The sequence below is a fragment of the Arthrobacter sp. CJ23 genome (assembly GCF_024741795.1).
Classification (GTDB): domain Bacteria; phylum Actinomycetota; class Actinomycetes; order Actinomycetales; family Micrococcaceae; genus Arthrobacter.
Genome location: NZ_CP102950.1, coordinates 2314761 through 2335401, shown reverse-complemented (window position 1 = coordinate 2335401; position 20641 = coordinate 2314761). Strand labels below are relative to the sequence as shown.

At 67.1% G+C, this 20641-nt stretch carries 18 protein-coding genes; 3 read left to right on the top strand and 15 right to left on the bottom strand.

Annotated features, from left to right (window positions below):
- Nucleotides 1-3 precede the first annotated feature (3 nt).
- Entirely contained in the window at nt 4-774 is a 771-nt protein-coding gene (pgl, locus tag NVV90_RS10280; protein ID WP_258437214.1) for a 6-phosphogluconolactonase, read from the top strand.
- Here the strand turns inward: pgl and NVV90_RS10275 are convergent.
- The 15 genes from NVV90_RS10275 to NVV90_RS10205 all read right to left on the bottom strand — a co-directional run bounded on the left by NVV90_RS10275 (nt 727) and on the right by NVV90_RS10205 (nt 16630).
- On the bottom strand, nt 727-1122 hold the full coding sequence (locus tag NVV90_RS10275; RefSeq protein WP_258437213.1) for an RNA polymerase-binding protein RbpA: 396 nt from the start codon (nt 1120-1122) through the stop codon (nt 727-729). The two genes, pgl and NVV90_RS10275, sit on opposite strands and share 48 nt — an antisense overlap.
- Nucleotides 1123-1240: 118 nt before the next feature.
- On the bottom strand, nt 1241-1498 hold the full coding sequence (gene secG, locus NVV90_RS10270) for a preprotein translocase subunit SecG (RefSeq protein WP_258437211.1): 258 nt from the start codon (nt 1496-1498) through the stop codon (nt 1241-1243).
- A gap of 48 nt (nt 1499-1546) precedes the next feature.
- Nucleotides 1547-2362: a triose-phosphate isomerase gene (gene tpiA, locus NVV90_RS10265; RefSeq protein ID WP_258437210.1), complete on the bottom strand. Its 816-nt coding sequence runs from the start codon at nt 2360-2362 to the stop codon at nt 1547-1549.
- Nucleotides 2363-2449: 87 nt separating this feature from the next.
- Complete coding sequence (locus NVV90_RS10260) at nt 2450-3676, bottom strand: phosphoglycerate kinase (protein WP_258437209.1); 1227 nt, start codon at nt 3674-3676, stop codon at nt 2450-2452.
- Between the two features lie 9 nt (nt 3677-3685).
- Complete coding sequence (gap, locus tag NVV90_RS10255) at nt 3686-4696, bottom strand: type I glyceraldehyde-3-phosphate dehydrogenase (protein ID WP_258437208.1); 1011 nt, start codon at nt 4694-4696, stop codon at nt 3686-3688.
- 265 nt (nt 4697-4961) lie between these two features.
- Nucleotides 4962-5585, bottom strand: a complete 624-nt coding sequence (locus tag NVV90_RS10250; RefSeq protein WP_258437207.1) for a superoxide dismutase — start codon at nt 5583-5585, stop codon at nt 4962-4964.
- 174 nt (nt 5586-5759) lie between these two features.
- Complete coding sequence (gene whiA, locus NVV90_RS10245) at nt 5760-6740, bottom strand: DNA-binding protein WhiA (protein ID WP_258437206.1); 981 nt, start codon at nt 6738-6740, stop codon at nt 5760-5762.
- Between the two features lie 9 nt (nt 6741-6749).
- Nucleotides 6750-7766, bottom strand: a complete 1017-nt coding sequence (gene yvcK / locus NVV90_RS10240; RefSeq protein ID WP_258437205.1) for a uridine diphosphate-N-acetylglucosamine-binding protein YvcK — start codon at nt 7764-7766, stop codon at nt 6750-6752.
- The gene (gene rapZ / locus NVV90_RS10235) at nt 7766-8689 is read right to left on the bottom strand and encodes an RNase adapter RapZ (RefSeq protein WP_258437204.1); all 924 of its coding nucleotides are present in this window, start codon (nt 8687-8689) and stop codon (nt 7766-7768) included. The genes yvcK and rapZ overlap by 1 nt, the downstream gene beginning before the upstream one ends.
- 118 nt (nt 8690-8807) lie before the next feature.
- On the bottom strand, nt 8808-10778 hold the full coding sequence (gene uvrC, locus NVV90_RS10230; protein ID WP_258437203.1) for an excinuclease ABC subunit UvrC: 1971 nt from the start codon (nt 10776-10778) through the stop codon (nt 8808-8810).
- A 19-nt stretch (nt 10779-10797) separates the two neighbouring features.
- Nucleotides 10798-11466: a 1-acyl-sn-glycerol-3-phosphate acyltransferase gene (locus tag NVV90_RS10225; protein WP_258437201.1), complete on the bottom strand. Its 669-nt coding sequence runs from the start codon at nt 11464-11466 to the stop codon at nt 10798-10800.
- Entirely contained in the window at nt 11453-12169 is a 717-nt protein-coding gene (locus NVV90_RS10220) for an HAD hydrolase-like protein (protein WP_258437200.1), read from the bottom strand. Before NVV90_RS10220 ends, NVV90_RS10225 begins: the two co-directional genes overlap by 14 nt.
- A gap of 121 nt (nt 12170-12290) precedes the next feature.
- Complete coding sequence (gene uvrA / locus NVV90_RS10215) at nt 12291-15221, bottom strand: excinuclease ABC subunit UvrA (RefSeq protein ID WP_258437199.1); 2931 nt, start codon at nt 15219-15221, stop codon at nt 12291-12293.
- An 88-nt stretch (nt 15222-15309) separates the two neighbouring features.
- Nucleotides 15310-15690, bottom strand: coding sequence for a GntR family transcriptional regulator (locus NVV90_RS10210; RefSeq protein ID WP_258437198.1), 381 nt, complete (start codon nt 15688-15690; stop codon nt 15310-15312).
- 160 nt (nt 15691-15850) lie between these two features.
- Nucleotides 15851-16630 (bottom strand): trans-aconitate 2-methyltransferase, encoded by a 780-nt coding sequence (locus NVV90_RS10205; protein ID WP_258437197.1) that lies wholly within the window; start codon nt 16628-16630, stop codon nt 15851-15853.
- Between the two features lie 74 nt (nt 16631-16704).
- On the opposite strand from NVV90_RS10205, the gene NVV90_RS10200 reads away from it, so the two are divergent.
- Together NVV90_RS10200 and NVV90_RS10195 are read left to right on the top strand one after the other, a co-directional pair.
- The gene (locus NVV90_RS10200) at nt 16705-19251 is read left to right on the top strand and encodes an RNA helicase (protein ID WP_258437196.1); all 2547 of its coding nucleotides are present in this window, start codon (nt 16705-16707) and stop codon (nt 19249-19251) included.
- Nucleotides 19252-20637: a CoA transferase gene (locus tag NVV90_RS10195; protein WP_309304050.1), complete on the top strand. Its 1386-nt coding sequence runs from the start codon at nt 19252-19254 to the stop codon at nt 20635-20637. It abuts the gene before it with no gap.
- Nucleotides 20638-20641: the final 4 nt, after the last annotated feature.

Here is a 20641-nt window from a genome sequence, read left to right as displayed (position 1 = left end):
CTGATGGCGGCCATTGCAGCACGGCTCATCACCAAGCTCGTGGACGTACAGGACAAGCACGGCGAGGCCACCGTGGTCCTGACCGGCGGTACCGTGGGAATCGGCACCCTGAAGGCTGTGGCGGACTCCCCCGCAGCCGCAGCGGTGGACTGGTCCCGGGTCAACTTCTGGTGGGGCGACGAACGGTTCGTCGCCGCCGACAGCGATGACCGGAACGCCCTCCAGGCGCACAAGGCGCTCCTGGCCCACCTCCCGGTGGATCCGGCCAGGGTCCACGTCCCCGGTTCCTCGGACGAGTTTGCCTCGGCAGACGACGCCGCAGCCGACTACGCGGCACGCCTCAAGGCCGCTGCCGAGGCGGAGCACGCCGCGGACACCTCGGACAACCGTCCGGACGAGGCCGGGGAGCTGCCCCGTTTCGACATCCTGCTGCTTGGTGTGGGACCGGATGCGCACGTGGCCTCGCTCTTCCCGGAGCAGGCCGCCATCCGCGTCAAGGACCGGACTGTGGTGGGCGTGGAAAACGCCCCCAAGCCGCCGCCGTCGCGCGTTTCCCTGACGCTGCCGGCCCTCAACACCGCCCAGGAGATCTGGATGGTGGTGGCAGGCGAGGACAAGGCCGGTGCGGTGGGGCTGGCGCTTGCCGGCGCCAACCCGGTGCAGGTCCCGGCGTCCGGCCCGCTGGGCCGTTCGCGGACCTTGTGGCTTATCGACGAGAACGCTGCCTCACGGGTCCCGCAGCAGCTGGTCCGGAAGGACCCCGCGGGCGCGTAGCCGCTCAAGCGCTCCAGCCAGGACGATTTCCGCGTCCTGGCTGGAGCGTCTTTCTTTAACGTAGTCCAGATGGCTCTTGAAGCCGTCTTCTGCGTCCCTGTGCTCCGGGGCTTCGCCGGGATGCCGGCCCGCCGTGCAGCCGCACTTGGGGCAGTCCCAGCTCTTGGGGATCTGGTCCTCCGGCAGCTTAACGAAAACAAGCCGCGTCTCGTGTCCTTTGGCGCACCAATAGGAAACACGAATACGCGGCAAGCTGTCGCCGACATTATGGTCGGACTGGTTCCTTGGGGCTGATCCGGCAGTGACGCCCGCACGGGTGCCCCGGAATCCTGACGTGCCATGAACCATCTTCGATCCCCTCAAGACTCGGCCGGCTGGCGGTGAAGCCAACAGGCCCAGTCTAATGCGGGGATCCCGACGGCGGCAGTCCCGATCATGCCGGGACTGCCGTTTCCGCCGGGGAAAGCTAGGAATCGCCCCCGGCGGCGAAGCGCATGATCAGGCCAAGGCCAATGATCACGGCACCCCAGGTGATGCCGAGGATGATGGTGAAGCGGTTCAGGTTCCGCTCCGCAACGCCGGAGGAGCTCAATCCGGAACTCATGCCGCCGCCGAACATGTCGGACAAACCGCCGCCACGTCCCTTGTGCAACAGAATGAGCAGCGTCAGCAGAAGGCTGGTGATGCCCAGCAGGATCTGCAGAATGACTTGAAGAACGTCCACGACGGCCTTTCGAAAGATCGGATAACGGGAGCGGAACCTTGGGCCGGACTAGTCCGTAACGAGGTGGCTCTCGAACCTGACAATGTTAGCAAACTCCGCAGCGTCCAGGCTGGCGCCACCCACAAGCAATCCGTCCACGTCTGTTTCGGCCATGATCGCCGCGGCGTTGTTGGCCTTGACCGAACCGCCGTACAGCAGACGCGTCTTGGCGGCGACTGCGTCGTCGAAGATGGTGGCGAGCTCGGCGCGGATGGCGGCACACATTTCCTGCGCGTCTTCCGGTCCTGCGACCTCGCCGGTGCCGATGGCCCAGACAGGCTCGTAGGCCACGACGAGCTCGGCGGCCTGCTCGGCGGTGAGCTCCGCCACGCCTGCACGCAGCTGGGCCAGGGTGTGCTCCACGTGGGTGCCGGCCTGGCGGATCTCCAGGCCCTCGCCGACGCACAGCACTGGGGTGACCTCGTGCTTGAACGCGGCCTTGACCTTGGCGTTGAGGACTTTGTCGGATTCGTTGTGGATGGTGCGACGTTCGCTGTGGCCTACCAAGACGTAAGAGCAGCCGAGCTTGTTCAGGAACTGGCCGGAGATGTCACCGGTGTAGGCACCGGAGTCGTGCTGGGAGAGGTCCTGGCCGCCATAGACGACGTCCAGCTCGTCACCCTGCACCAGGGTCTGCACACCGCGCAGGTCCGTGAACGGCGGGAAGACGGCTACCTCGACGCGGCTGTAGTCGTGCGTGGCGTCGGACAGGGTCCAGGCCAGCTTCTGCAGGAGGGTGATGCCCTGGACGTGGTCCATGTTCATCTTCCAGTTGCCGGCGATGAAGGGCTTGCGGACGAAGTTGCCGTTGGCAGAGGTAGTCACGTGAACTCCAAAGAATGAGTGGAAAGAGAGAACAGCCGGCAGGGCGGGCCCTGGTGTGGGACGGGCGCCCTGCCGGCCGGTATGGCTTTAGCGGTCCAGCACGCTGAGCCCGGGAAGTTCCTTGCCTTCAAGGTATTCCAGGCTGGCGCCGCCGCCGGTGGAGATGTGGCCGAACTGGGAGTCCTCGAAGCCGAGGGTCCGCACGGCTGCAGCGGAGTCGCCGCCGCCCACCACAGTGAAGGCAGGCGTCTCCGTGAGGGCCTGTGCGATGGCACGGGTACCGCTGGAGAAGGCCTCGAATTCGAACACGCCCATGGGGCCGTTCCAGAAGACTGTTTTGGCGCCCTTGATCTGTTCGGCGAACGCCGCCGCCGAGACAGGCCCGATGTCCAGTCCGATGCCTGCGGCTCCGAAGGCACTGCCTTCGATGGCGTCGGCGCTGACGACTTCATGGTCGGCATCGGCCGCGAAACGGCTGGCGACCACGACGTCGGTGGGGACGACGAACGAGGTACCGGCTGCTGCGGCGCGCTCAAGGTAGTCCTGCACCACAGGGATCTGGTCTGCTTCGAGCAGGCTGCCTGCCACCTTGTGGCCTGCGGCCGCAAGGAAGGTGAACAGCATGCCGCCGCCCACCAGAATGGTGTCTGCCTTGCCGATGAGGTTGTCGATCACGGCGAGCTTGTCGGAGACCTTCGAGCCGCCGAGGACCACAACGTAGGGCCGCTGGGTATCCGTGGTGAGCTTCTGCAGCACGTCCACCTCGGTGTGCACCAGATCGCCCTGGTAGGAGGGCAGGCGTGTGGCGACGTCGTAGACGCTGGCGTGCTTGCGGTGCACGGCGCCGAAGGCGTCGTCCACGAAGGCGCCGTTGTCACCCGTCAGCGCCACGAGCTCGTCGGCGAAGGAGCCGCGCTCGGCGTCGTCCTTGCTGGTCTCGCGGGCATCGAAGCGGACGTTCTCGAGGACGAGCACTTCGCCGTCCTGCAGCAGTGCGGCGAGCTCCGTGGCGGAGGCGCCGACAGTGTCAGCGGCGAGCTCCACCTTGAACGGGGCAATCTCCGCCAGGCGGGCTGCAGCAGGCTTGAGCGAGTACTTGTCCTCAGGGGCGCCCTTGGGGCGGCCGAGGTGGGCGGTTACGAGCACGCGGGCACCGGCGTCCGAGAGCTTTTCGATGACCGGAAGGGAGGCCTTGATGCGGCCGTCGTCGGTCACTGTAGAGCCGTCGAGCGGCACGTTCAGGTCACTTCTGACGAGAACGTACCGCCCGCGGACACCTTCAGCGATGAGTTCGTTGAGGGTGTGAGATGTCATGTGTCTACCCTAGCCCAGCTTGGATGCGACGAGCTCCGTGAGGTCAACGAGGCGGTTGGAGTAGCCCCATTCGTTGTCATACCAGGAAACAACCTTGACCTGGTTGCCGATGACCTTGGTCAGGCCGGAGTCGAAGATCGAGGAGGCGGGGTCGCCGACGATGTCGGAGGAGACGATCGGTGCATCCGTGTAGCTGAGGATGCCCTTGAACTGCTCGGTCTCGGAGGCTGCCTTGAGGGCTGCGTTGACTTCCTCGACGGTGACTTCGCGGGAAACCGTGACGGTCAGGTCCGTGGCGGAGCCGGTGGGGACGGGAACGCGGATGGCGTAGCCGTCCAGCTTGCCCTTGAGCTCCGGGAGGACCAGGCCGATGGCCTTGGCTGCGCCGGTGGAGGTGGGGACCATGTTGATGGCGGCGGCGCGTGCGCGGCGGAGGTCGCCGTGGGGGCCGTCCTGCAGGTTCTGGTCCGCCGTGTAGGCGTGGACCGTGGTCATCAGGCCGCGTTCGATGCCGAAGGAGTCGTTGATGACCTTGGCCAGGGGGCCGAGGCAGTTGGTGGTGCAGGAAGCGTTGGAGATGATGTTGTGCGCTGCGGGGTCGTAGAGCTCGTGGTTGACACCCATGACGATGGTGATGTCCTCGTCGCTGGCAGGTGCCGAGATGAGCACCTTCTTGGCGCCGGCGTCGATGTGCTTCTGGGCAGCGGCAGCCTTGGTGAAGAAGCCGGTGGACTCGATGACGATGTCGACACCCAGCTCGCCCCACGGGAGGTTGGCGGGATCGCGCTCGGCCAGAACGGTGATGACCTTGCCGTCAACTACCAGGTTGCCTTCGGAGACCTCCACGGACTGGGTCAGGCGGCCGCCGACGGAGTCGTACTTCAGGAGGTGCGCCAGCGCCTCGGGGCTGGTGAGGTCGTTGACTGCAACGATCTCAAGGTCTGCGCCCTGGGCCAGTGCTGCGCGGAAGTAGTTACGGCCGATGCGGCCAAAGCCGTTGATACCAATACGGGTGGTCACTATGTAATCTCCTTGGTGCTGTTTCAAGCACGCCTAGTGAGTCGGAACTTTTCAGGTCCAACCGACAGATCCCGCACGTCATTGGGCAGAGATGATTATCAGATCGGAGGGCGACCAGCCACGTTGCTGAAGGCTAACCGCCTTCCGTGACCCATCTTACGTTTAACTAAGCCTGCCCCCGCAACTGCGGGGGCAGGCTTTCCAGCATTTGGGCGAAATACATGCACAATGTGACTTTTGTTACATCAGCATGAAATGCAGCTCACTAGAGGACGATGAGGCCCGTGGCGTTCGTGCGGGCGGCTTCGAAGCGCTTGGCGACATCGGCCCAGTTGGCGATGTTCCAGAAAGCCTTGACGTAGTCGGCCTTGACGTTGACGTAGTCCAGGTAGAAGGCGTGCTCCCACATGTCCAGCATCAGCAGCGGGGTGGTTCCGACTGCGACGTTGCCCTGCTGGTCGTAAAGCTGCTCGATGACCAGGTTGCCGCCGATGGGCTCGTAGGCCAGGAACGCCCAGCCGGAGCCCTGCAGGCCCATGGCCGCAGCGGTGAAGTGTGCACGGAACGCGTCGAACGAACCGAAGGCGTCGTCGATGGCAGCAGCGAGCTCGCCCTCGGGCTTGTCGCCGCCGTCCGGGGAGATGTTGTTCCAGAACACGGAGTGGTTGATGTGGCCGCCGGTGTGGAACGCAAGGTCCTTGGAAAGGCGGTTGATGTTGGCGAAGTCGCCCTTTTCACGGGCCTCAGCCAGCTGCGCGAGGGCGTTGTTGGCGCCTGCCACGTAAGCAGCGTGGTGCTTGCTGTGGTGCAGCTCCATGATCCTTGCAGAAATGTGCGGCTCGAGTGCTGCGTAGTCGTAGCCAAGCTCGGGCAGAACGTACTCTGTCACGAAATCCTCCAATGTCGTGGACCTAGGTCCGGTCAGTAACTCTCGTTGTGGTCATCCGGCTGGCGGACCGGCCGGAAATCCGTGGGGAGAATCCTTGCGGGGGCCGCCACCGGGAACAACCCGCTGCGCCGCCGCAGTATTTCCTCCATCCCGAGTTGATTCTAGGCGCGGGTCCTATTCGTCCATCATTTCGGGAGTCACATTTGCCTCGGTACCCGGGATGCCCAGATCGATGGCCCGTTTGTCGGCCATCGCGAGCAGCCGGCGGATACGTCCGGCGATGGCGTCCTTGGTCATGGGCGGTTCGGCGAGGCGTCCCAGTTCGTCGAGGCTTGCCTGCTTGTGGGCCACGCGAAGCTCGCCGGCGTACTTAAGGTGGTCCGGGACGTCGTCGCCCAGGATCTCGAGGGCACGGTCCACGCGGGCACCCGCGGCAACGGCGGCCTGGGCCGAGCGGCGGAGGTTGGCGTCATCGAAGTTCGCGAGCCGGTTGGCCGTGGCCCTGACTTCCTTGCGCATGCGCCGTTCCTCCCAGACCATGAGGGCGTCGTGCGCCCCCATGCGGGTCAGCAGCGCGGCGATGGTGTCGCCGTCGCGGATCACCACGCGGTCCACTCCGCGCACTTCGCGGGCCTTGGCCTGGATGCCGAGCCGGCGTGCCGCGCCCACCAGGGCGAGGGCCGACTCGGGACCGGGGCAGGTGACTTCCAAGGAAGAGGAGCGGCCGGGTTCCGTGAGCGAGCCGTGCGCGAGGAAGGCACCGCGCCAGACGGCCTCGGCGTCGGCGGCCGAACCGTTGACGACGGCGGACGGCAGGCCGCGCACCGGACGGCCGCGGCCGTCCAGGAGGCCGGTCTGGCGGGCGAGGGCCTCGCCGTCGCGCACCACCCGCACCACGTAGCGGCTGCCGCGCCGCAGCCCCCCGCCGGAGACGACGATGATCTCGCTTTGGTGGCCGTAGACTTCCGCGATGGCTGCCCGCAGGCGCCGCGCCGTGGAGGCGAGGTCGACTTCGGCCTCGATCACGATGCGCCCGGAGATGATGTGCAGTCCGCCTGCGAAGCGGAGCATGGCCGAGACTTCGGCCTTGCGGACAGATGATTTCTTGATGTCCAAGCGGGACAGTTCGTCCTTGACCGATGCGGTCAGTGCCATGGCGTGTTCCTAACTGTTCCCGAAAATATCGTGGTACGCCGCCGCCAGAAGCAGAGGATCGTGGACAGGGCGGCGTCGCGACGCCCCTACTCTACCCAACACAACCTCTGCGCCGATCATCCCGGCAGCCTTCTCGAAGGCCTTGACATCCTGCACTGCGGCAGGATCTGCCAGGACGACGTCGACGCTGAATTCGGGGGCGTACTTGCGGAGCACGTCAAGGTGGTCCGCGGCGGACATGCCGGAGGTTTCCTTGGTGTCCATATCCAGGTTCATGGTAAGGCAACGTTTCGCCGCAGTGTTGCCGAGCGCCTGGCGCAGTTCAGGGAGCAGCAGGTGCGGCAGCACGGAGGTGTACCAGGAGCCCGGGCCCAACACCACCCAGTCGGCCAGTTCGATGGCTGTGAGCGCCTCGGTGCAGGCCGGGGCGTCTTCGGGCAGGAGCCGGACGTCTTCGAGGGAGCCTGCCACGGCACATTTTGCCTGGCCGCGGATGGGCTGGAGTTCAACACCTCCCCCAGGAAGCGCCACGCGGGCCTTGCCCTCGATCGTCAGGGGCACGCTGGACATGGGCAGGACCTGGCCGCGGGCGCCAAGCAGCGCCCCGGCCCATTTGAGCCCGGCCACGGTGTCCCCCAGTAGCTCCCACAGGGTGACGATGAGGAGGTTGCCCATGGCGTGGTCGTCCAGCGAACCGCTGCGGCCCTCGGCCGCCTTGAAGCGATGCTGCATGACGTCGCGCCAGGTGCGGCCCCAGTCGGTGTCGTCACACAGGGCGCTCAGCGCCATGCGGAGATCGCCGGGCGGCAGGACCCCGTACTCTTCACGCAGCCGCCCGGAGGAACCGCCGTCGTCCGCCACCGTAACCACGGCCGTGAGTTCGGAGGTGAGCAGCCGCAGGGCGGACAGCGAGGCGGACAGGCCGTGGCCCCCGCCGAGCGCCACGACGGAGGGGCTCTTGTCCTGCTGGCTGCCGGGGGTTCCCTTGGGCGGGATCAGCGGCAGCGGCCCGGTGAGGACCCCCACTATTCCCGGCCCAGGTCGCGGTGGGCCGTGGTGACGGTGACGCGCGGGTACTGCGCGAGCCGTTTGGACAGCTCGACGGCGACTGCCACCGAACGGTGCTTGCCGCCGGTGCAGCCGACGGCAAGGGTGGCGTAGTGCTTGTTTTCCCGGCGGTAGCCGTCCAGGACGGGTTCGAGGGCGCGCACGTAGCGGTCCACGAACTCCTTGACGCCCTCGGCCTCGAGGACGTAGTTGCTGACGTCGGCGTCCAGGCCGGTGTGCGGCCGCAGGAGCGGCACCCAGTGCGGATTGGGGATGAAGCGGGCGTCGGCCACGAAGTTCGCGTCCACGGGCAGCCCGTACTTGAAGCCGAAACTCATGACATTCAGGCGCAGGGTGACGGGACCGGTGTCGCTGAACAGCTCGGTGATGGCGGTGGCGAGGCCGTGGACGTTGAAGGTGGAGGTGTCCAGGACGACGTCGGCGTGTTCGCGAAGTTCCTTGAGGACGTCGCGTTCGGCGGCAATGCCGTCGAGGATGCGGCCGCCGTCCTGCAGTGGGTGCGGGCGCCGGCCCTGTTCGAAGCGGCGGACCAGGACGTCGTCGCTGGCGTCCAGGAACAGGACCCGGAAGGTGATGCCCGTGGCGCTCAGGGCACCCAGCGCGGTCCGAATGTCCGTGAACAGCCCCTTGCTGCGGACGTCGACCACGACGGCGAGCTTGGGGATGGACTGCGGGGCGTGCGAGACGATCTCGGCGAGGGTGCCGAGCATCTGCGGCGGGAGGTTCTCCACGACGTACCAGCCGTGGTCCTCCAGCGCGTCCGAGGCCGTGCTGCGGCCTGCACCCGACATGCCTGTCACCACTAGCAGTTCCGCCTCGACGGGCTTGACGGGAGTGAGCCCGTCCTGCTCCGCGCCGGATCCTGCCGTTGCCTCGTCCATCAATGTCCCCAATCCTTGGTTGCGTTCGTGCCGGGCGTGCCACGGCCCGCAGCGGTGCCGCAGTCAGGCGCCCTGCTGGGCGTTCCCGTTGCGGGCACCGGTCAATGTCCTACCCTAGCTAATCTTCGAGGATTTCGCCGGTGGCCATGTTGATGGCCGGCCGGGCCTCGCCGGCATCCGCCTCCTCGCCGAGGTGGAGCACCACGGCGCGGGCCAGTGCGGGGCCGATGCCCTTGGCCGCGGTCAGCTCCTCTGCGGTGGCCGCCTTGATGTTCTTGAGCGAGCCGAAGTGCGCAACGAGCGCCTTGCGCTTGGCTTCGCCGAGCCCCGGAACCCCGTCCAGAGCGGACACTGTCATCGCCTTGCCGCGCTTCTGCCGGTGGAAGCTGATGGCGAAGCGGTGGGCTTCATCGCGGATACGCTGGAGCAGGTAGAGGCCCTGGGAGGTGCGGGGCAGGATGACGGGGAAGTCGCTGTCCGGCAGCCAGACCTCCTCGAGCCGCTTGGCCAAGCCGACCACGAAGACGTCGTCGATGCCCAGCTCCGCCAGGGCCCGCGCCGCGGCGTTGACCTGCGGCTGCCCGCCGTCCACCACCACGAGGTTGGGCGGATACGCGAACTTGGCCTTGGGTTCCGGAACGGCCGGGTCCGACGCCGGGATGCTGCCGGTCCTGGGCAGCTGGGCGGCCTTGTCCTGGAGGTAGTGGCGGAAGCGCCTGGTGAGGACGTCGTGCATGGCGGCGGTGTCGTCCGCGGCCGCCGCGCCGGTGATGGAGAACTTCCGGTAGTCGGCCTTCTTGGGCAGCCCGTCCTCCACCACCACCATGGAGGCCACCACGTTGGTGCCCTGTACATGGGAGATGTCGAAGCACTCGATGCGCAGGAGCGGGACGGGGAGCTCCAGGGCTTCCTGCAGTTCCTGGAGGGCCTGGGAACGGACGGTGATGTCGCCGGCGCGGCGGGTCTTGTGCAGTTTGAGGGCCTGTTCGGCGTTGTCGCGGACGGTGGACATGAGGGCGGCCTTGTCGCCCCGCTGCGGGACGCGGATGTCCACCTTGGCGCCGCGGAGCCCGCCCAGCCATTCGCTGAGTTCCTCATGGTTGCTGGGGTTCTCCGGCACCAGTACTTCGCGCGGGATGCGCCCCTGGCTTTCGCTGTCCTCACCGTAGACCTGCTGTAGCAGGTGCTCGATGAGTTCCGGCATCGTGGCGTCCTCGACCTTTTCCACCACCCAGCCGCGCTGGCCGCGGACCCGGCCCCCGCGCACATGGAACACCTGCACGGAAGCCTCGAGTTCGTCGTCATGCAGGGCGAAGACGTCGGCATCGGTATCCTCGGCGAGCACCACGGCATTGCGTTCGAAGACCTTGCGCAGGGCGATGATGTCGTCCCGGAGCCTGGCGGCCTTCTCATAGTCCAGTTCGGCCACGGCGGCCGCCATCTCCTTTTCCAGCTTGGTGATGAATCGCTTGGCCTCGCCGCCCATGAACGAGCAGAAGTCCTCGGCCAGGGCCCGGTGCTCCTCGGGACTGACGCGGTTGACGCAGGGGGCGGCGCACTTGTCGATGTACCCCAGCAGGCAGGGCCGGCCGCTGTCCTGCGCCCGCTTCAGCACGCCCGCGCTGCAGCTGCGCACGGGGAAGACGCGCAGCAGCGTGTCCATGGTTTCGCGGATGGCGCCTGCCGTATACGGGCCGAAGTACCGGGTGCCCTTGCGGCGTTCCCCGCGAAGCACCTGGACTCGCGGGAACTTCTCCCCCATGGTCACCGCCAGGTACGGATAGGTCTTGTCATCGCGGAAGACCACGTTGAACCGTGGCTTGAATTCCTTGATCCAGGTGTATTCCAGCTGGAGCGACTCGAGCTCGCTGCCGACCATGGTCCATTCAACGCTGCTGGCGGCGTGCACCATGGCGTGCGTCTTGGGCAGGAGCCCGGCCAGGTTGGCAAAGTACGAGTTCAGCCTCGACCGGAGGTTCTTGGCCTTTCCCACGTAGATGACCCGCCCATGCGGGTCGCGGAAACGGTAGACGCCGGGGGTGATGGGGATGTCACCCGGTTGAGGTCGGTAACTCGCTGGATCTGCCACGGCTCCAGTCTATGAGTATCTAGTCGACAGACTTGCTCTGGTTGTAGCTGGTGGAGCGTTCCTGGCCGCTCAGGGCTGCGATGGCGTCCATGATCTTGTCGGTGACCTCGCGGCGTGCCGGAAGGGAGTGGTCCGGGCCGGTCTTGTCAAAGTAGAGGGGCTCCCCCACCTTCATGGTGAAGTGATGCGGCTTGAAGCCTTTTTCGCCGGCCGGCTGCAGGCTCTCGGTACCGATCAGGCCGACCGGAACAACCGGCGCTCCGGTGGTCAGCGCAAGCCAGCCCACGCCCGTGCGGCCACGGTACAGAATGCCGTCCCGTGAGCGGGTCCCCTCGGGGTAGATGCCGATGCCTTTGCCGGCTTCCAGGATGTCCAGGAGTGTCTTGAGCGCCTGGACGCTGGCTGCCTGCTCGCCCCTCTCCACGGGGATGGAGCCCACGGACTCAAAGAAGGATTTCATGATCTTGCCCTTAACGCCGCCCGTGGTGAAGTACTCGGCTTTGGCGAAGAAGGCCACTGGCCGCGGCATGAGCGCCTGGACGATGACGCTGTCGAAGAAGGAGAGGTGGTTCGGGGCCACGATGAAGGGGCCGTCCGTGGGGACGTTTTCAAGGCCGACGACGGTGGGCCGGCAGGTGCCGGCGATCAGTCCACGTGTTGTCCAGCGGACTGCATCAAACAGCGCCATCGTTGCGCACCTCGCTCAGGGCCGCCGCACGGACGGCGTCAAGTTCTTCAATTTTCTTCCGCAGTTCCACGGCGGTCTTCACAATGGCGACGGCGCCGGCTTCCTCGAGTTCGCCGTGGGGGGCAAAGCCCCAGCTGACGCCGATGCAGTCCAGGCCGTTGGCCATGGCTCCTGCGACGTCCTGGTGCCGGTCCCCCACCATGACGGCGGGCTGGGAGTGCAGGTCCGCGAGGGCCGCGCCCACGATCTCGACCTTGCCGGGGGCGGAGTTTGCCGCCACGGACTCGTCGTCGGAGGCACCGCGGATGGAGACGAAGAAGGTGTCGATGCCATGGTGCTCGAGCACCAGCCGGGCGATGCCCTGCGGCTTCTGCGTGGCCACGGCCACGGGGCGGCCGGATTCGGAGAAGAATTCCAGCAGCGCACGGATGCCCGGGTACAGCTTGCTTTGGGCGATGCCCGTGGCCCGGTAATGGGCCCGGTAGCGCTCGATGGCTTCGTCCACCAGATCGCCGGGGACCAAGGCCATGTGCTGCAGGGAATCGCTGAGCTTGGGGCCGACCATGGCGTCCAGTACGGACTGTTCCGGGACCGGAAGTCCCATTTCACCGAGGGCCGCCGAGATTCCGCCTGTTATGCCACCGGCCGGATCGACAAGGGTGCCGTCCAGATCGAAGATTACGGGCACCGTTGTTTGAGTCACCGGGTTAGTTTCTCACGAGTGGCGTCATGCCTGAAACTCACATGCCGCCGTCGGAATATTTCCTGGTCCGGGATACTGGGCAGTGGGAATCTGTTCCGGCCGGCGGTGCCGCCGGGCAGCGTCATTGGCCGAGGATCCCGGCCAGGAACGCTGCCGTGTGGCTTTCCGTGGATTTGGCCACTTGTTCCGGGGTACCCGTGGCCACGACCATGCCACCGCCGGAACCGCCGTTGGGGCCCAGGTCCACAATCCAGTCCGCCGACTTGATGACGTCCAGGTTGTGCTCGATGGTGATCACCGTGTTGCCCTTGTCCACGAGGCCCTGGAGCACCATGAGCAGCTTCCTGATGTCCTCGAAGTGCAGGCCAGTGGTGGGCTCGTCGAGGACGTACACGCTGCGGCCGTTGGAGCGCTTCTGCAGTTCTGCCGCAAGCTTGACGCGCTGCGCTTCGCCGCCGGAGAGCGTGGTGGCCGGCTGGCCCAGGCGCACGTAGCCGAGGCCGACGTCCACCAGGGTGTTGAGGTGCCTGGCGATCGGGCTGAACGCCGCGAAGAACTCGGCACCCTCCTCGATGGGCATGTTCAGGACATCCGCGATGGTCTTGCCCTTGTAGTGGACCTCCAGGGTTTCGCGGTTGTATCGCGCCCCGTGACACACCTCGCAGGGCACGTAGACATCCGGCAGGAAGTTCATTTCGATCTTCAGGGTGCCGTCGCCCGAGCAGGCTTCGCAGCGGCCGCCCTTGACGTTGAAGGAGAAGCGACCGGGCTGGTAGCCGCGGACCTTGGCCTCGGTGGTCTCGGCGAAGAGCTTGCGGATGTTGTCGAAGACACCGGTGTAGGTGGCCGGGTTGGAGCGCGGAGTGCGGCCGATGGGGCTCTGGTCCACGTGCACCACCTTGTCCAGGTGCTCCAGGCCTTCCACCGAGCGGTGGCGGCCGGCCACCTGCTTGGCGCCGTTGAGCTTGTTGGCAAGGACCTTGTACAGGATCTCGTTGACCAGGGTGGACTTGCCGGAACCGCTGACCCCGGTGACGGCCGTGAACAGACCCAACGGGAAGGCGGCGTCCACATTGTTGAGATTGTTCTCGCGCGCCCCGACGACCTTGAGCTCGCGCTTTTTGTCGTACTTGCGGCGCTTGGCCGGGATCTCGATGCTGCGCCGCCCGGACAGGTAGTCGCCCGTCAGCGAGTTGGTGTTCTCGAGGAGTTCCTTGTACGAACCCGAGTGGACCACCTGGCCGCCGTGCTCGCCGGCGCCCGGTCCGATGTCCACCACCCAGTCGGCCTCGTGAATGGTGTCCTCATCGTGCTCCACCACGATCAGCGTGTTGCCGAGGTCCCGGAGCCGGGTGAGGGTTTCAATGAGCCGGCGGTTGTCCCGCTGGTGCAGGCCGATGGAGGGTTCGTCCAGGACGTACAGCACGCCGACCAGTCCCGAGCCGATCTGCGTGGCGAGCCGGATGCGCTGGGCCTCGCCGCCGGACAGCGTGCCGGAGGGGCGTTCGAGGTTCAGGTATTCCAGGCCGACGTCCAGGAGGAAGGTCAGGCGGGCCTGGATTTCCTTCAGGACCTGGTGGGCGATCTGCGCCTCGCGCCCGGTGAGTGTGAGGCTCCCCAGGAACTCGGCGCACTCGCGCATGGGCATGGCGGCGACGGCGGCAATGGACTTGCCGTTGATCAGCACGGAGAGCGAGGCCGGGTTGAGGCGGGCACCGTTGCACTCGGGGCACGGGATCTGCCTCATGTACTCTTCGTAGCGGTCACGGGCCCAATCGGAATCGGTCTCGCCGTGCTTGCGGTGCACATACTGGATGGCGCCTTCGAAGCCGGTGCTGTACTTGCGTTCACGGCCGAAGCGATTGCGGTACTGCACCACAACCTTGTGGTCCTTGCCGTACAGCACGGTCTGCCGGATCTCCTTGGGGAGCTTCTCCCAGGCGGTGTCCATGGAGAATTCAAGCTCCAGGGCCAGGCCCTCCAGCAACCGGTTCCAGTACTCCGTGGTGGCCGTGCCGAGGGACCACGGTGCGATGGCGCCCTGCGCGAGCGAGAGTTCCGGGTTGGGAACGACGAGTTCCTCGTCCACCTCCAGCTTCGTGCCGATGCCGCTGCAGGCCGAGCAGGCACCGAAGGGGTTGTTGAAGGAAAACGTACGCGGTTCGATCTCATCGATGGCGAGCGCGTGCTCGTTGGGGCAGGCCAGGTTCTCGGAGAAAGCCCTGATCCGGGCGGGATCCTCGGCGTCGACGTCCACGAACTCGATCAGGAGCCGGCCCTCGGCCAAGCCGAGAGCGGTCTCGACAGAGTCGGTGAGCCGCTGGCTGATGCCTTCCTTGACCACCAGGCGGTCCACCACGACTTCGATGGAGTGCTTGAACTGCTTGCCGAGCTTGGGCGGATCGCTGAGCTGGACGAGCTCCCCGTCCACCCGGGCACGGGAGTAGCCCTTGGCGGTGAGTTCCTTGAAGAGCTCCACGAATTCGCCCTTGCGGCCACGCACCACAGGGGCGAGCACCTGGAACCGCGTTCCGGCGTCGAGCTCAAGGAGCTGGTCCACGATCTGCTGCGGCGTCTGCCTGGTGATCGGCTCCCCGCATTCGGGGCAGTGCGGCCGGCCGACACGGGCCCACAGCAGGCGCATGTAGTCGTAGATCTCGGTGATGGTGCCGACTGTGGAGCGCGGGTTCTTGCTGGTGGACTTCTGGTCGATGGAGACCGCCGGGGACAGGCCTTCGATGAAGTCCACATCCGGCTTGTCCACCTGGCCCAGGAACTGGCGCGCATAGGCGGACAGGGATTCCACGTAGCGGCGCTGGCCCTCGGCGAAGATCGTATCGAAGGCGAGGGAGGACTTGCCGGAGCCGGACAGCCCGGTGAAGACAATCATGGCGTCCCGGGGCAGGTCGAGATCGACGTTGCGCAGGTTGTGTTCCCTGGCCCCCTTGACCACGAGCCGCGACAGATCAGGTCTGGCGGGCGTGGCCGGCTTCGGCACGGCAACACTGTTCAGGGCATCGAGGGCTGGATCGTCAGCTACGGCTTTGGGCACCCACTAATGCTAATCGAAAACTTCTTCGAATTTCCACGAGGCGCGGACACTCCGTGGACACGGTGCGGGCACGGCCTACTGGCGGGTATCAATCGGCGTCGTAGGCCGCGGCCAGCAGCTGAACGGCCTCCGCAAATGATGCTCCCTGGGCCTTGGCGGCGGCCGAGTACTGGGCCGCTGCGGCTGCGAGCGCGCCCCAGCGGTCGTCCCGCGCGCACACGACGGTGCCGTTCCGTCCCCGGGTGGCCACCACACCGGCCGCCTCGAGTTCCTTGTAGGCGCGGGCCACCGTATGCGGGGCCACGTCCAGGAGGCCGGCCAGGTTCCGCACGGGCGGGAGTTTGGCCCCGACGGCGAGCGTACCGCCGTCCACCAGCTCGATGATGCGCAGGCGCAGCTGTTCGAACAGGGCCACGGTGCTCGATTGGCTGGGCCGCCACTGACCGGGGAATTCCGCCGCCCCGCTCACAGGGCACCCCGTGCTGCCGGGCCGCCGGCAGCACGCAGCTGGCAGTGCGTCATGATCTCGGCGAAGCGTCCTTGGTCCATTGGAGCATTAGACCAGCGGCGCCGGTGCTGGACAAGCTGCGGGCACTGCGGACCGTGATTGCTACGCATGGCCCGGCGCCTCAGGACTTCTTGCGGGCCACGGCGAAGATGCGCCGGAACGGGAAGACAGTCCCATGGGCGGTGCGGTGGTAGGCCTCACTCAACAGGGCGGAGTACTGCGCTTCGAACGCCGCCGCCTCCTCGGCGGACAGGGCCGCGAGGACGGGCCGCAGGCCTGTTCCGCGGACCCAATCCAGCACAGGGTCCTCGCCCGGCAGGAGCTGCTGGTAGGTGGTCTCCCACGCGTCTGCCGCACACCCGGCGTCGAGCATGATCTCCAGGTACTCGGCAGGGCTGCCCACCGCGTCGTCGTGGCGGAGGACTCCGGCGAGCCGGCCGGACCATTCGGGCGATTCCGCCAGCTCCTTCATGAGCACGTGCGAGGGCGAGGTGAAGTTTCCCGGTACCTGCAGGGCGAACCAGGCCCCTGGCTGAAGCGCGGTGAGCCAGTTTCCGAGCATCTCCCGGTGGCCGGGAACCCATTGCAGTGCGGCATTCGTGACTACGACGTCGGTATCCGGTTCCGGCATCCACTCCGCGATGTCTGCCAGGGCGAACTCCAGATTGGTGGCGGCGGCCGCCTGGGCCGCCGCCTGCGCCAGCATCTCGGCGGACGAGTCCAGGCCCAGGACCTTGGCCCCGGGCCAGCGGGCGGCGAGGGTGGCCGTCAGCTTGCCCGGCCCGCAGCCGAGGTCCACCACATGGCGGGGTCCGTCCGCGAGGACCCTCGCGACGAGGTCGTGGAACGGCCGGTCCCGGTGGTTGCCGAACTCAACGTATTTGGCGGGGTCCCATTTCACGGAGGTCTCCTCTGGCTTGACGGCGGTTCCTGTGGCGAGCCTATCGCCGGGGCCTGGCACTAAGCTGGAAAGCAATGAAACTTCTTGATCAGCTCCCTGGACCGTCCGCCCCCGCAACGGGCACCGGCCCTGCCAACCCGGACGAAATCTACACACGGTTTGTGGAGTGGACCGAAAGCCGCGGGCTGCAGCTCTACCCGGCCCAGGATGAGGCCATCATGGAGCTGGCTTCCGGCGCCAACGTGATCCTGGCGACCCCCACGGGCTCGGGCAAGTCGCTCGTGGCCATCGCGGCGCACTTCGAGGCCATGTCCCGGGGTCAGCGCAGCTACTACACGGCACCCATCAAGGCCCTGGTCTCCGAGAAGTTCTTCGCCCTCTGCGACATCTTCGGCGCGGAGAACGTCGGCATGATCACCGGCGATTCCGGCGTCAACCAGGATGCGCCCATCATCTGCTGCACCGCCGAGATCCTGGCCAACATCGCCCTGCGCGAGGGTGCCGCCGCCGATCTGGGCGCCGTCATCATGGACGAGTTCCATTTCTACTCCGATCCGCAGCGTGGCTGGGCCTGGCAGGTGCCCTTGCTGGAACTCCCCCAGGCCCAGTTCCTGCTCATGTCGGCGACGCTGGGCGATGTGAGCCGGTTCGAGGCCGGCATGAGCGAACTCACCGGCCGGCCCACGATTACCGTGAGCTCCGCCGAACGGCCCATCCCCCTGCACAACTACTTCCAGGAAACGCCGGTCCACGAAACCCTGGAAGATCTCCTCGCCACCAAGCAGGTCCCCGTCTACGTGGTGCACTTCAGCCAGGCCGAGGCGATCGAACGCGCCCAGAACCTCATGAGCATCAACATGTGCAGCCGCGAGGAGAAGGACAAGATCGCCGAGCTGATCGCGAACTTCCGCTTCGCCGCCGGCTTCGGCAAGACTCTGAACCGCCTGGTCCGCCACGGCATCGGCGTGCACCACGCCGGCATGCTGCCGAAGTACCGCCGCCTCGTGGAGCAGCTGGCGCAGGCCGGCCTCCTGAAGGTCATCTGCGGCACCGACACCCTCGGCGTCGGGATCAATGTGCCCATCCGCACGGTCCTCCTGACCGCTTTGAGCAAGTACGACGGCGTCCGCACCCGGGTGCTGAACTCACGGGAGTTCCATCAGATCGCCGGCCGGGCGGGCCGCGCGGGCTATGACACCGCCGGCACCGTGGTGGTGCAGGCGCCCGAGCACGTGGTGGAAAACGCGAAGGCCATGGCGAAGGCCACGGCCAAGTTCGGCGACGACCAGAAGAAGCTGCGGCAGGTGGTCCGCAGGAAGCCGCCGGAGGGCTTTGTGTCCTGGGGCCGGCCCACCTTCGACCGCCTGGTGGAGTCCGTGCCGGACCCCCTGACCTCGAGCTTCAGTGTCACGCACGCGATGCTGCTCAACATCATGGAGCGCCCGGGCGACCCGTTCGTGGCCGCACGCCGCCTGCTCACCGAGAACCACGAGACCCGCGCCTCGCAGCTGCAGCTCATGAAGAAGGCCCTTGGCATCTACCGGGAGCTTCTGGCCGCCGGCGTGGTGGAGCGGATCCCCGAGGATGAGCAGGAGAAGGAAGGCCGCACCGTGCGCCTCACCGTCCACCTGCAGGCGAACTTCGCCTTGAACCAGCCGCTGTCCCCCTTTGCGCTGGCGGCGCTGGAGCTCCTGGACCCGGAGTCGCCGTCGTACGCCCTGGACGTGGTGTCCGTCATGGAGGCGACGCTGGAGAAGCCCCGGCAGATCCTCTCGGCGCAGCTGAAGAAGGCCCGCGGCGAGGCCGTGGCCGCGATGAAGGCCGACGGGATCGACTACGACCAGCGCATGGCCATGCTGGACGAGGTCAGCTACCCGCAGCCGCTGGCGGAGATCCTGGGCGAGGCGTTCGAGGTGTACCGGAAGGCCGCACCGTGGGTGGGCGACTTCGAGCTGGCGCCCAAGTCGATCATCCGCGACATGTACGAGCGCGCCATGAACTTCGGCGAGTTCGTCCAGTTCTACGGCCTGGCCCGCTCCGAGGGCATCGTGCTGCGCTACCTGGCGGACGGCTTCCGGGCGCTGCGCCAGACCGTCCCGCAGGATGCGCTGCGCGAGGACCTCGAGGACCTCATCGCCTGGCTGGGTGAACTTGTGCGCCAGGTCGACTCGAGCCTCCTGGACGAGTGGGAGGAGCTCACCTCCGGCCTGGCACCGACGCCGCACGACGCGCCGCCGCCCCCGCCGCCGTCGCTCACCTCCAACATCCGGGCTTTCCGCGTCATGGTCCGGAACGAAATGTTCCGCCGCGTGGAGCTGTTCGCCGACGAGGATTCGGCTGCTTTGGGCGAGCTCGACGCCGGCAGCGGCTGGGATGCCGAACGCTGGGAAGACGTGCTGGACGACTATTTCGACGAGCACGACGACATCGGCACCGGACCCGACGCCCGCGGCCCCGGCCTGCTCATGATCACCGAGGAGCCGGGCCTGTGGCGGGTCCGGCAGATCTTCGAGGACCCCGCCGGAAACCACGACTGGGGCATCTCCGCGGAAGTGGACCTTGCGGCTTCCGACGAGACCGGCACAGCGGTGGTCAAGGTCACGGACGTCAACAGGCTGTAGGTGGCGCAGCTGGACACCGTCCCGGACCTGACACAGAGCCTGCGGATTCTCGAATCCGTCAGGGCACAGTCGCCGGCGCCCTGCACGGGTCCGCGACGCTGGTGGCGCGGGGAACTGGATGTCGAGGGCCTCGCCTTGGGAGCCGTCCGGGCCGCCGCAACAGCCCTCAATGCCCTGACGAACAACGCAGGGCGGTATTCCGTGGAGGCCGGCTCAACGGCGGCGTCGTTCGACTCCCTGGGCCATCTGCGGATCGCCGGCCTGAAGGCCGAAGCGTTCGCCCCGATGTCGGGATTCCGGCGCACCTCAGACGGCTGGATCCGCCTCCATGCCAACTACCCCCACCACGAGGCGCGGCTCCTTGAAGCGCTCCGGGCGACCGGCCCGACGGAGGTCGACACGGCCCTGCTGGGGATGACCGCCGTCGAGGCCGAGGACGCGATTTGTGCGCGTGGCGGGGTTGCGGCAGCCGTCCGCACCCGGGAGGAGTGGCTCGCCACGCCGATGCATGCGGCGGCGGCCGCGGGACCGTGGGTCCGGTTCTCCGGGCCCGGGACAGCGCCGCACGCGCCGTCCGCGGGACGGCCTTCATCATGGCTTCCCTCTGCCTTCCCGGACAGGCCCCTGGCCGGGCTGAGGGTTCTCGACCTGACACGCGTGATCGCCGGACCGATCGCCACGCGCCTGCTCGGCGCACTGGGTGCGGACGTCCTGCGCATCGATCCCCCGGACCTTCCCGAACTGCCCGACCTCCATGTCGACACCGGCTTTGACAAGCGCAGTGCCGTGGCAGACTTCCGGGACCCGGGCGTTCTGCGGGCCCTGGAGCAGCTGCTCGACTCGGCCGACGTCGTGGTCTCCGGCTACCGCGCCGGCGGACTGGACCGCTTCGGCCTGGGGCCCGAGGCACTGCTGGCACGGCGCCCCGACCTTGTGGTCGTGGCCCTGAGTGCCTGGGGCCACGAAGGACCGTGGCGCGGGCGGCGGGGATTCGACAGCCTCGTCCAGGCGGCCTCGGGCATCGCCGCGCGCTACGGCCGGCTGGAGGAGGACGGCTGGCATCCGGGGACATTGCCCGTGCAGGCCCTGGACCACGCCACGGGCTACGGCCTGGCCGCCGCCGCGCTGTCCCTTCTGGCCGAGCGGCTCAGGACAGGAACAGGTGGGTGGGCCCGGCTCTCCCTGGCCCGCACCGCCGAAGAGCTCTTTGCGCTCCCCGCCGCCGCGGATCCCGCCGATGAGGCGCCGCAGCCACGCTACCGCATCGCGGACAGCGTCCATGGCAGACTCCGCCATGTGCCTCCGCCTCTCTGCGTCGACGGCGCACCGCTCGGCTACAGCGGCCCGCCGGTCCGCTATGGCAGCTCACGGCTCCGGTGGCTGTAGGGCC

Coding starts and splice junctions, on each gene's coding strand:
- NVV90_RS10225 (WP_258437201.1), bottom strand. CDS start 11,466: ATGGCGCTGTTTGATGCAGTCCGCTGGACAACACGTGGACTGATCGCC.
- whiA (WP_258437206.1), bottom strand. CDS start 6,740: ATGGCACTGACCGCATCGGTCAAGGACGAACTGTCCCGCTTGGACATC.
- NVV90_RS10275 (WP_258437213.1), bottom strand. CDS start 1,122: ATGGTTCATGGCACGTCAGGATTCCGGGGCACCCGTGCGGGCGTCACT.
- NVV90_RS10260 (WP_258437209.1), bottom strand. CDS start 3,676: ATGACATCTCACACCCTCAACGAACTCATCGCTGAAGGTGTCCGCGGG.
- rapZ (WP_258437204.1), bottom strand. CDS start 8,689: ATGGACGAGGCAACGGCAGGATCCGGCGCGGAGCAGGACGGGCTCACT.
- NVV90_RS10200 (WP_258437196.1), top strand. CDS start 16,705: ATGAAACTTCTTGATCAGCTCCCTGGACCGTCCGCCCCCGCAACGGGC.
- pgl (WP_258437214.1), top strand. CDS start 4: ATGGCGGCCATTGCAGCACGGCTCATCACCAAGCTCGTGGACGTACAG.